Genomic DNA, 11,587 nt, shown 5'->3' with positions numbered 1-11,587 from the left:
GCCGGCCCGGCACCTGCACGGCCGGCTCTCGCACAGCCCCGGCTACCGGGCCCTCGGCGCGGCGCTTCCGGACGGCTACTTCGCGGTGGGCGAGCCGTCCGTGCTGCGCGAGCTCTTCGCCGCCGCCGGCCTGCGGATCGACCGCTTCGACACCTGGATGGGGGCGACTGTGCTGGACTCGGTGGACACGTTCCTCGCGGTGGAGCTGCTGCCGGTGAGCGATGAGATCCCGCCTGAGGAGATCGAGCGCTGCCGCACGGCGCTGCGGCCCTTCGTGGACGCGACCGGCGCGGTCTCGGCACCCATCGAAGTACATCTGGTCGTGGCCTCGCCGCACATATAAGGTCCTCGATATGTTGCCTCTGACGGCGGCGATCACCGCCATCCTGAGCACCCTGTCTCCGATCCCGTTGGACCACACCGCGCCGACCCGACCGGCCCCGCTGCAGGTCGACGTCAGCAGCGGCGTCACCCTCCACTGGGCACCGTCCACGGACGACCAGGGCCCGGTCCGTTACGAGGTGTACGCGAACGGCCGCCTGGTCATCGTGCAGAACGGCACGTCCTTCCGGTATTCCCCGTACCCGCCGCCGCCGATGATCTTCATCTTCTCGGTGCGCGCGGTGGACGAGGCGGGCAACTCGTCGGCGTCGGCGTACAACACGCTGGGCCGGATCTGGCGCGGCGACGAACCGGCGCCGGCGCCGACCTGCCTGCGGTTCGAGCCGACCGGCACCAGCTTCAAGCTCAGCTGGAGGGCTCCGGAGGTGTCGCCGTCGCCGTCGGTGCCGCCGGTGGCCGGATATGAGGTGCTGCTGGACGGCCGGCCGGTCACGCAGGTGGGCGGGACGAGCGCGGAGCTGGCGTCCCCGGCGCCGGGGACCCACACGGTCGGCGTGCGTACGCTCAACGCGGTGGATCAGCTTTCCGCACCGGCAGAGGTGACGTTCGACGTCGACTGACCCCAGCGGCGGATCTGACCACCGGCCGGTCAGAGGAACGGAGCACCGATGCGCGCTGTCTGGATCACCCGAGCGGGCGGGCCGGAGGTCCTCGCGGTGCGCGAGAGCGCCGACCCGCAGCCGGGCCGCGGCGAGGTGCGCATCAGGGTGCACGCCGCCGGGCTGAACTTCGCGGAGGTGATGGCCCGGCAGGGTCTCTATCCGGACGCGCCGAAGCCGCCATGCGTCGTGGGGTACGAAGTGGCCGGTGTGGTCGACGCTCTGGGGCCCGACGTCGCCGGGCTGCAGGCCGGGCAGCGGGTGCTCGCCCTGGTGCGGTTCGGCGGCCACGCCGACACCGTCTGCGCGCCCGCCGAGCGGGTGCTGCCGATGCCCGACGACCTCGGTTTCGTCGAGGGGGCCGCGCTGCCGGTCAACTTTCTCACCGCGTACCACATGCTGTTCCGCGTGGCCAACCTGCGGCCGGGGGCCCGGGTGCTCGTGCACATGGCCGCCGGTGGCGTCGGCCAGGCGGTGCTGCAACTGTGCCGGACGGTGCCGGAGGTGGTCACGTTCGGCACGGCGTCGGCCGCCAAGCACGCGGTGCTGCGCGAGGAGGGTTGCACTCACCCGATCGACTACCGCACCGAGGACTACGCGGCGCGGGTGCTCGACCTCACCGGCGGGGAGGGCGTCGATCTCGTCCTCGACCCGTTGGGTGGCCGCGACTGGAAACGCGGCCTGCGCCTGCTGCGTCCGGTCGGGCAGCTCATCGCGTACGGTTTCGCCAACCTCAGCGTCGGCGAGCGGCGCAGCATTCGCCGGCTCGTCGGTCAGCTCTCCGGTGTGCCGCTGCTGACGCCGTACGGGGTGATGGATCGGAACCAGACGGTCAGCGGAGTCAATCTCGGCCACCTGTGGGGCCGCGCCGACCTGCTGCGTGAGGAGCTGGCCGCCGTGCTCGACCTGTGGCGCGCGGGCGCCGTCCGGCCGCGTGTCGACGGGGTGTATCCGTTCGAGCAGGCCGCGGCGGCGCACCGCCGCATCGGCGAGCGACGCAACATCGGCAAGGTCGTGCTGGTCCCCTGACGAGCCCCCGGACGGACACCCTGACGACTCAACGTACGAAGGGACCTTTCATGACCGCACGCCGGCCGGCACCCGCCGGTCTGCACACGTCCTCGGCCCGGCTGCCCGTCGAGGGCGAGCTGCCCTCGTTCGACGGCGCGACAGGATGGCTCAACACACCGCGGCAGGCGGCGCCCGAGCTGGCCGGCAAGGTCGTCATCGTCAACTTCTGGACGTACACCTGCATCAACTGGCTCCGCCAGCTCCCCTACCTCCGCGCGTGGGCCGACAGGTACGCCGATCACAACCTGGTCGTGATCGGGGTGCACACTCCTGAATTCGCCTTCGAGCACAACCCGGACAACGTCCTGCGCGCCATGCACGACATGCGGATCGACTACCCGGTGGTGACCGACAACGACTACGCGGTGTGGGGTGCTTTCGACAACCACTACTGGCCCGCGCTCTACTTCGCCGACGCTCAGGGAAGCATCCGGCATCATCACTTCGGCGAGGGTGAGTACCGGCGGTCCGAAATGGTCATCCAGCAGCTCCTCGCCGAGGCCGGGACGACCGATCACGACCACGAGCCTTCGCTGGTCGAGGCCGAGGGGGTGGAAGCCGCGGCCGACTGGGCCGGCCTGCGATCGCCGGAGAACTACACGGGCTATGCGCGTACGGCGAACTTCGCCTCCCCCGGCGGCTTCCGGCCCGGCCGCCCGCACCGCTACGACGCTCCGGCCGGCCTGCGGCTCAACCACTGGGCGCTCGCGGGCGAATGGACGATGCAGGAGCAGGCCGTCCGGCTCGGCACCGCCGGCGGGCGGATCGCCTGCCGCTTCCAGGCCCGCGACCTCCACCTGGTCATGGGACCGGCCGTGCCCGGGCGGCCGACCCCGTTCCAGGTGCTCCTGGACGGGCGGCCGCCCGGCCCGGATCACGGAATCGACGTGGACGGGCACGGCTCCGGCACGCTGGCCGAGCAACGGCTGTACCAGCTCGTCCGGCAGCACGGAACGGTCACCGAGCGCACCTTCGAGATCATCTTCTCCGACCCCGGCGCCGAGGCCTACGCCTTCACCTTCGGGTAGCCCGCACGCCCTACCGCTTGACCGTCAGGACGACGGATTTCGCCACGCCGGTCGTGGTGCCGGCGGAAATGGTGACCTGCGTGTCGCGGCTCGGTCGTTGCGTGGTGGTGGTGACCGTGAAGGTGGCACTGCGCGCACCGGCGGGCAGGTACGGCGAGCTCGGGTTCGCCGTCAGCCGTGAGCTCGAGTCGGTGAAGAGGAACATCCCGCCCTCGGGGGCCGGCCCGCTCATCGTGATCGTCCCGGTCACCGTCGACCCGTACTTGACCGACGTCGAGCGCAGGGTGATCGAGGCGACCACCGGCACGACGACCGCCGACGCCGACACCTTGACCGTGTAGGCCCCGGCCGCTCCGGACACCGTCCGGATGTCGAGGATGTTGCCGGGATACACCTGATTGTCCGGCGTGTAGGTCAGGAAGCCGTACTCCCCGGCCGTCAGCACGTCGGTGGTGAAGCGCTCGAAGCTGCCGGCCATCGTGACGTTGTTTATCGACGTTCCGGACCCGTCGGCATCGACCCTGTACAGGCCGCCGATCTGCAGCCCGCCCGGCACCCCCAGCCCGAGCGCTGACCCCGCGGCGGTGATCTCCCCGGTGTACGCCTTGCCGCCCGCGGCGGTGAACCGGAAGAAGTCGAAGTCCTGGCCCGCGATCGTGCGGGGAAACGGGTTCGGCGCCTGGCAGACCGCCCGCGTCACCGTCCCGTCGATCGTGATCGGCGCGGCGACACCCGCGGAGAAGCCGAAGTCGCCGTCCGGCTCCCAGGCATCCGGCGCGCAGTCGGCCGGCACGGCGGCGTGGGCGGGAAGCGCCACGAGGAAGGTGGCCGCGGCAGTCGCCGCCACCAGGAAAAGCCGAGATCCAAGGGTACGCATGCGGTGACCGTATGGCCGGGGCGAATGCATCGGACAGCTGTCCAATGGTCGTACGACCACCGGAAGCGCCGATCGTGGGGTTGCGGCTGCGCTGGCCCGGGAGTCGTAGCCTGGAGCGATGAACATCGGATTGGCGCGGATCGCCGCCCTGGCCGCCGGCGCGGTGGCCGGCGTCGCGATCGGGCGAGAGATGGACAAGCCGGCCGACCAGCGGGAATGGCATGGGGACGTGGGCGGGGTGCCGTATGAGTTCCGGGCGCCGACCGCCGATCGGGTCCGCCGCACGCTGTGGGATCCGGAGAACCCGAAGCTCGTCGGTCCGCCGCTGTTCGGCGTCGGCTGGAGCGTGAACCTGGCCGGGGTCGTGCGGCTGCTGACCTCGCCGCCGGACGAGCCAGGCCCGGCGGACGATCCAGGCCCGCCGAGCGACACCGACCCGCTGAGTGAGCCCGGCCCGCTGACCGAGCCCGACCCGGTAGGTGAGTCCGGCGTGCTGGACGAGCCCGACCCGCTGATCGAGCCCGACCCGCTGATTGAGCCCGACCCGCTGAGCGAGCCCGACCCGCTGAGCGACACCGGCAAGCTGAGCGAGCCGAGCCCGACGACTGAGCCCGACCCGCTGGGCGACACGGGCCCGCTGAGCGAACCCGGACCGCTGAGCGAACCGGGACCGCTGAGCGAACCGGGACCGCTGAGCGAACCCGGACCGCTGAGCGAACCCGGACCGCTGATCGAGCCCGGCCCGGCGACTGAGCCCGGCCCCCTGGTTGAGCCCGGCCCGGCCACCGAGCCCGGCCCCCTGGTTGAACCCGGCCCGGCCACCGAGCCCGGCCCCCTGGTTGAGCCCGGCCCGGCGACTGAACCCGGCCCCCTGACCGAGCCCGGCCCGGGCAACGAGCCCGGCCCAGGCGACGAGCCCGGTCCGGCCGGCGAAAGGCGTTAGCGAGGCAACGGCGGAAGGGCCGCGCGGTCCAGCCACGCCGTGAAGAGGGCGTCCAGCGGTTCCGTGGTGAACCGCTGGGCGTGCGCCCGGAACTGCTCGGTCGTCACCGTCGCGTGTTCGTGCTCCGCGACCCACGAGCGCAGCATCGCGAAGAACGCCTCGTTGCCCATCGCCAGCCGCAGCGCGTGCAAGGTCAGGGCGCCGCGCTTGTAGACCAGCGGGTCGAACATGCGGGCCACGCCCGGGTCGGCCACCGTGATGCCCTGCGGCCGGCCGGCGAGTTGCGCGTGCCACTCGGCCGCGTGGGTGGCCGCCGGCGGCCCGCCGCTGACGCCGGACCACAGCCATTCGGCGTACGTGGCGAAGCCCTCGTTGAGCCAGATGTGGCGCCAGTCCGCGACCGTGAGGCTGTTGCCGAACCACTGGTGGGCCAGCTCGTGCACGACCAGCCGCTCGTAGGTGCGGCGCCCGTCGACGTGGTTGCGCCCGAAGATCGCCATGCCCTGCGCCTCGACCGGATCGTCGAGGTCGTCGTCGGCCACCACGACCACGTACTCCTTGAAGGGGTAGGGCCCGAAGAGCCGCTGCATGGCGGCCATGATCTCGCCGTGCCGGCCGAAGTCGCGGGAGAACGCCGGCCGCAGCCGGGGTGGGATCGCGGCCCGCTGGACGACGCCGCCGCGCGCGAGGTCGATCAGGTCGTACCGTCCGATCTGGACGCTCATCAGGTACGGGGCGGTGGGTTCGCTGCGTTCGTACACCCAGGTGGTGGTGCCGGCGCCGCGGCGCCGTGCGACCGGATCGCCGGTGACCAGGACGGTGTACGCGGACGCGGCGGTGATCACCACCCGGAAGGTGGCCTTGTCGCCGGGCCGGTCGTTGCACGGGAACCAGGACGGCGCCCCGATCGGCTGGCTGGCCACCAGCACGCCGTCGGTCAGCTCGTCCCAGCCGATGTCGCCCCACCGGCCGGAGACGGGCACGGGCTTCCCGGCGTACCGGACAACGACGGTGAAGGTCGCGCCGTCCTCGATCGGCCGCTCGGGCCGGACCTGCAGCTTGTCGGGCCGATGGGTGAACCTCGCCGCCCGCCCGTCGACCCGCACGTCCTGGACCCGCATTCGGCCCAGGTCGAGGCTGAACCGCGACAGCGCCTGACCGGCCACCGCCGTGATCGCCGCGATGCCCGCCAGCCGGTTGGACTCGATCCGGTAGTCCAGCTCGAGGTCGTAGTGCAGGACCCGGTAGCCCCCGTTGCCGTGCTCGGGAAGGTACGGGTCGGTCGAGCGGTCGGCGCCGGGCCGGGGGATCATGCCCGACGCGGAGAGGGCCACGCCGCGATCGGGTTGCCGAGCCACCGGCTGTCCGCGGGCACCGCGTCGCCGCGAGTCACCAGCGAGCCCGGCCCCACCGTGGTCCGCGCACCGATGCTCGCGCCGGGCAGCACGATGCCGTGCGGGCCGAGCGTCGCGCCCGCTCCCAGAGTCACCTCGTCCATGCTCATCACCCGATCATGGAACAGGTGGGTCTGCACGACACAACCCCGGTTCACCGTCGCGCCGTCGCCCAGCCGCACCAGGTCGTACTCCGGCAGCCAGTAGGTCTCCAGCCAGGCACCCCGCCCGATCTTCGAGCCGAGGGTACGAAGCCAGGCGGCGAGCAGCGGGGTGCCGGTGGCGAAGCGGATCAGCCACGGCGCGGCGAGCACCTCGACGAACGTGTCGGCGAGCTCGTTGCGCCACACGAAGGAGGTCCACAGCGCGCGGTCGGCGACCCGGAACCGGCCGACGAGCAGCCATTTCGCGACCGTGGCGGTGAGGCCGGCGACGAGCGCCGCGGCCAGCATCAGCGGCCCGGCGGCGAGCGCGGCCGCCCATCCCCCGAAGGCCTGCCAGAGGTACGCGAACGCGCCGAGGACCAGCACCGCGAGGGCAGCGGCGCACATCACCGGGATGATCCGGCACAGCTCGATCAGGGCGCGGGCCACCTTGAGCCGGGCCGGCGGGTCGAACGTGCGGCTCGCGTCGGCCGCCTCCACGGTGCGGCGCAGCGGCATCGGCGGCGAGCCGAGCCAGGAGGTGCCCTTCTTCGCCTTGCGCGGCGCCGAGGACAGCACCCCGACGAGGCCGCGCTTGGGCACCGATCGGCCGGGGGCGGCCATCCCGGAGTTGCCGAGGAAGGCCTGCTTGCCGATGCGCGCCGGAGCCACCCGCAGCCAGCCGTTGCCCAGCTCGTACGTGGCGACCATGGTGTCGTCGGCCAGGAACGCGCCGTCGGCGACGGTGGTCATCGACGGGAGCGCCAGCACGGTGGAGATCTCGACGCCGCGGCCCACCTTGGCGCCGAGCATCCGCAGCCACACCGGGGTGAACAGGCTCGCATACATCGGGAAGAGCCCGGTGCGAGCCATCCCCATCAGCCGCTCGGTGGCCCACACCTGCCAGGCCACGCGGCCCTGCACGGAGTGGTGGCCGGCGACGATGCCGGCGCTGAGCGCGCGGACGGCGAGGAGGACCAGCAGGGCGTGGCCGAGGAAGTACGCGATGGTGGCCGCGGGGACGGCGATCAGCGCGGTGGACAGGGCGGGCCGGTGCGCGACCGCCCAGGCGATCAGGACGATCGCCGGCAGGGCGGCCAGGACCGGAACCAGACCGATGAGCTGGGCGGTGACGCTGTACGCCGCCGTCCAGAAGCGGCGGCGCGGTGGACGCCGCGCCGGCCAGCCGGCCTGCTCCCTGGTCGCCTTGACGACGCCGATCACGGTGGTGCCGGCCGCGACCACCGCGCCCTTGGCGATCCGTGTGCCGGGCATGAGGGTGCTGCGGGCGCCGACCCGCGCGCCGGCGCCGACGCGCACCTTGCCGACGTGCACGAGGTCGCCGTCGACCCAGTGGCCGGAGAGATCGACTTCCGGCTCGATGGCGGCGCCGCGGCCCAGCTTGAGCAGGCCGGTGACCGGCGGGGCGGAGTGCAGGTCGACGTCGGGGCCGATGTCGGCGCCGAGCGCCCGCGCGTACGTGATCATCCAGGCCGCGCCGGCGACTCCGGTCACACCGGTCAGCTCGGCGAGCCGCTCGGCCGCCCACAGTCGCACGTGGACGCTGCCGCCGCGCGGGTACGTGCCCGGTCGTACCCGACGGAGCAGGAGCCTGGCTCCCCCGGCCGCCACCGCGATCCGCCCGGGCGGGCTGAACAGCAGCACCCAGCCGGCGGCGATCCACCACCAGGAGACGCGCGGCGCCCACGGCGCCGGGTCGACGAGGGCGAAGAGGTCGTCCAGGGCGGCCAGCACGTTGCCGAGCGCGGCGAGCACGACGAGCCAGCGCAGGCCGACCAGGGCGAGCATCGGCAGCATCAGCAGGGCCTGGAACAGCCCGGTGCGCCGCGGCGTCGGCCGGATTTCGCGGCGGACGGTCGCCGAGGTGTCGAGGGTGTCGAGCATCGCCGCGAGCTGCGACAGCCGCGGGTGCTGATAGATGGCGGCGACCGAGACCTGCGGGTGCCGGCGCCGGATCCAGGCCACCAGCTGCGCCGCGTTCAGGCTGCCGCCGCCGTTGTTGAAGAAGTCGGCGTCCGGCTCGGACGGGCGTACCCCGAGAATCTCCTCCCAGCCGGCGGCGAGCCACGCCTGGGTCCGGCTCATCCCGGCCGCGCTCGCCGAATCCTTCACAAGAGGCCACGGCAGAGCCGCCCGGTCGACCTTGCCCGACGTGCGGGTCGGCAGGTCGTCGACCACCGCGAGCATCGGAACCAGGGCGGCCGGGAGCCGGTCGCGGATCCGCATCGTGGCGGCGTCGGCGTCGAAGCCGTCCTGCGGCACGACATAGCCGACCAGCAGCTGGTTGCCGGCCGCGGTCCGCTTCACGGCGGCGGCGGCACCGGCGACACCGGGCAGCGCCTGCAGGGCCGCGTCCACCTCGCCCAGCTCGATCCGGCGGCCGCCGAGCTTGACCTGCTCGTCGCCCCGGCCCAGGAACAGCAGGCCCTCGGGCTCGGCGCGGACGATGTCACCGCTGCGGTACGCCCGCTCCCAGCCCATCGCGGGCAGCGGCGCGAACTTCTCGGCGTCCTTCGCGGCGTCCAGATAGCGCGCCAGGCCGACCCCGCCGATGACCAGCTCGCCGGTCCCGCCCATGGCGACCGGCTCGCCGGCCGGGTCGACCACCGTGAGCTCCCAGCCGGCCAGCGGCAGCCCGATGCGCACGGGTCCCTCGCCGGTCAGCCGCGCGGCGCAGGCCACCACGGTCGCCTCGGTCGGCCCGTAGGTGTTCCAGACCTCGCGGCCCTCGACGGCCAGGCGCTCGGCGAGCTCGGGCGGGCACGCCTCCCCGCCGAAGATCAGCAGCCGGACGTCGTCGAGCGCCTCGACCGGCCAGAGCGCGGCGAGCGTCGGCACGGTGGAGACGACGGTGATGCGCTGCTCGGCCAGCCAGGGGCCGAGGTCGACGCCGCTGCGGACGAGCGAGCGGGTGGCGGGCACGAGGCAGGCGCCGTGCCGCCACGCGAGCCACATCTCCTCGCAGGAGGCGTCGAACGCCACGGAGAGCCCGGCCAGCACGCGGTCGTGCGGGCCGATCGGCTCGTCGTCGCTCAGGAACAGCTGCGCCTCGGCGTCGACGAAGGCGGCTGCGGCGCCGTGGGTGACGGCCACGCCTTTCGGCGTGCCGGTGGAGCCGGAGGTGAAGATGATCCAGGCGTCGTCGGCCGGGCCCGGCCGCCCCCTGCGGCCCTTGGGGGCACGCCGGAGCGACACCGCGAGCCCGTCGCCCAGCACCGCGCAGACGCCCGCCTCGGCGAAGACCAGCTCGGCACGCTCGTCGGGGTCGTCGGCGTCGACCGGCACGTAGGCCGCGCCGGCCGCCAGCACGCCCAGGATCGCCAGATAGAGCTCGGCCGTGCCGGAGGAGACGCGGACGCCGACCCGGTCGCCGACGCCGATCCCGTGCCCGGCGAGTGTCGCGCGGACGGCCTCGACCGCGTAGGACAGGTCGCGGTAGGTCAGGACGGTCTCGCCGGCCTTGCTTCCGACGTCGATCGCGCGGGCGCCGCTGTGGTCGCGCACCGTGGCGTCGAGAATGTCCACAAGGGTGCGGCGGGCGGGGGCGCGGGTGGAGCCGAAGACCGCCGGATCGGCGAGATCGGGAAGGACGACCGGTCGCAGGTCGGCGGTCACAGTCACCGGGCGTGCTCCACTTCCACCTCACGGGTCAGCGTCAACCAGGCGGACCCGCCCGGGGGCAGCCGCTAACACTACGCGGGGTGAACCGCGAATGACGTATGTGTAGCGGATTGGTGTCGAGAGCCACACCCGGGCGGTCGCGCGTCAGTCGCCCTTCACGTTGACGATCTGCCGCAGCGTGTGACGCACCTCGACCAGGTCTTCCGCGTCCCGCATGACCACGTCGATCGGCTTGTACGCCTGCGGGATCTCGTCGAGGAACGCGTCGGTGTCGCGGAACTCGATGCCCCGCATCGCCTCCCGCAGCTGCTCGCGGGTGAAGGTCTTGCGCGCCTTCGACCGCGAGTACTGCCGTCCCGCGCCGTGCGGCGAGGAGTTCAGCGCCACCGGGTTGCCCTTGCCCACCACCACGTACGACGCGTCGCCCATCGAACCCGGGATGAGCCCCGGCACGCCCTTCGCCGCGTTGATGGCGCCCTTGCGGGACAGCCACACCTTCTTTCCGAAATGCTGCTCCTGCTCGGTGTAGTTGTGGTGGCACTGCACCCGCTCCACCTCGCGGACCGGCCCGCCGGCGAACTCGGCGAAGCAGTCGACCACGCGGTCCATCATCTCGTCGCGGTTGGCCAGCGCGAAGTTCTGCGCCCACCGCAGCTCACGGATGTACGCCCAGAACTCGTCGGTGCCCTCGGCGAGGTACGCGAGATCGGGATCGGGGAGGCTGATCCACCACCGCTTCATCGCCTCCTGCGCGACCTTGATGTGGTGCGACGCGATCTTGTTGCCGACACCGCGCGAACCCGAGTGCAGGAACAGCCACACCGTGCCCTTCTCGTCGGTGGACACCTCGATGAAGTGGTTGCCCGAGCCGAGCGTGCCGAGCTGCAGCGCCCAGTTGCCCGCGTACCGGGCCGGGTCGAAGCCCGCCTTCTCGGCCTGCGCGGTGAGCGTCTCGACGCGCTTGCTCGCGGTGCCGGTCAGCACGGTGTTGTAGCTGCCGGCCGACAGGGGCACGGCCTGCTCGATCGCGGTACGCAGGCCGGCCAGGCCGGGCTTGAGCTCGTCGCGGTGGTACTGCGTCCGCACCGCGGCCATGCCGCAGCCGATGTCCACGCCGACCGCGGCCGGGATGATCGCGCCGACGGTCGGGATGACCGATCCCACGGTCGCGCCCTTGCCGAGGTGCGCGTCCGGCATCAGCGCGATGTGCGGGTGGATGAACGGCAGCTGTGACGCCTTCTCGGCCTGCTTGAGGGTCTCCGCCTCCAGCACGCTCGCCCAGTTCATCAGCCGCTCGTTGATCCGCTCCATGCGGTCACGGTAGACGCCGGCGGCCGCGCGCCGCCGCGATTATCCGCGCGGTGAGTACCGCTACTCATGAGCTTCGACGGCCGTTGGGCCACGCTAAGTGGTGTCGCGTCATTTTCTTGTCTCATTGGGTCTATCTCATCTTCCAGCTGATGAATATGTTTCTGAAGTTCTTGATTG

General features: G+C 72.5%; 9 protein-coding genes and 1 pseudogene. 5 read left to right on the top strand and 5 right to left on the bottom strand.

The features are described 5' to 3' along the window. The 4 genes from AB0M20_RS10075 to AB0M20_RS10060 form a co-directional block, all read left to right on the top strand. On the top strand, positions 1–343 hold a 343-nt coding region (locus AB0M20_RS10075; protein ID WP_364296469.1), incomplete at its 5' end, for a hypothetical protein. 10 nt (positions 344–353) lie between these two features. Continuing rightward, complete coding sequence (locus AB0M20_RS10070) at positions 354–962, top strand: hypothetical protein (RefSeq protein WP_364296467.1); 609 nt, start codon at positions 354–356, stop codon at positions 960–962. 48 nt (positions 963–1,010) lie between these two features. Further along, positions 1,011–2,030 (top strand): medium chain dehydrogenase/reductase family protein, encoded by a 1,020-nt coding sequence (locus AB0M20_RS10065; RefSeq protein WP_364296465.1) that lies wholly within the window; start codon positions 1,011–1,013, stop codon positions 2,028–2,030. 50 nt (positions 2,031–2,080) lie between these two features. Further along, positions 2,081–3,100: a redoxin domain-containing protein gene (locus tag AB0M20_RS10060; RefSeq protein ID WP_364296463.1), complete on the top strand. Its 1,020-nt coding sequence runs from the start codon at positions 2,081–2,083 to the stop codon at positions 3,098–3,100. Between the two features lie 10 nt (positions 3,101–3,110). Here the strand turns inward: AB0M20_RS10060 and AB0M20_RS10055 are convergent, their stop codons facing one another. Beyond that, positions 3,111–3,977, bottom strand: a complete 867-nt coding sequence (locus AB0M20_RS10055; protein ID WP_364296461.1) for a hypothetical protein — start codon at positions 3,975–3,977, stop codon at positions 3,111–3,113. Between the two features lie 118 nt (positions 3,978–4,095). Between AB0M20_RS10055 and AB0M20_RS10050 the strand changes: the two genes are divergently transcribed. After that, entirely contained in the window at positions 4,096–4,920 is an 825-nt protein-coding gene (locus tag AB0M20_RS10050) for a hypothetical protein (RefSeq protein ID WP_364296459.1), read from the top strand. On the opposite strand, the gene AB0M20_RS10045 is transcribed toward AB0M20_RS10050, so the two are convergent. The 4 genes and pseudogenes from AB0M20_RS10045 to AB0M20_RS10030 all read right to left on the bottom strand — a co-directional run. Then, positions 4,917–6,233: a M1 family metallopeptidase gene (locus tag AB0M20_RS10045; RefSeq protein WP_364296471.1), complete on the bottom strand. Its 1,317-nt coding sequence runs from the start codon at positions 6,231–6,233 to the stop codon at positions 4,917–4,919. The two genes, AB0M20_RS10050 and AB0M20_RS10045, sit on opposite strands and share 4 nt — an antisense overlap. Continuing rightward, the gene (locus AB0M20_RS10040) at positions 6,230–10,099 is read right to left on the bottom strand and encodes a Pls/PosA family non-ribosomal peptide synthetase (RefSeq protein ID WP_364296457.1); all 3,870 of its coding nucleotides are present in this window, start codon (positions 10,097–10,099) and stop codon (positions 6,230–6,232) included. Before AB0M20_RS10040 ends, AB0M20_RS10045 begins: the two co-directional genes overlap by 4 nt. A 144-nt stretch (positions 10,100–10,243) precedes the next feature. Beyond that, the gene (locus tag AB0M20_RS10035) at positions 10,244–11,410 is read right to left on the bottom strand and encodes an RtcB family protein (RefSeq protein ID WP_364296455.1); all 1,167 of its coding nucleotides are present in this window, start codon (positions 11,408–11,410) and stop codon (positions 10,244–10,246) included. Continuing rightward, positions 11,386–11,587 (bottom strand): annotated as a pseudogene (locus tag AB0M20_RS10030) (hypothetical protein); the annotation flags it as partial. The pseudogene AB0M20_RS10030 and the gene AB0M20_RS10035, both read right to left, overlap by 25 nt.

Origin of the sequence: Actinoplanes sp. NPDC051633 (assembly GCF_040681735.1) — a bacterium.
Taxonomy (GTDB): domain Bacteria; phylum Actinomycetota; class Actinomycetes; order Mycobacteriales; family Micromonosporaceae; genus Actinoplanes.
This window is presented reverse-complemented; position numbering and strand designations above follow the sequence as displayed.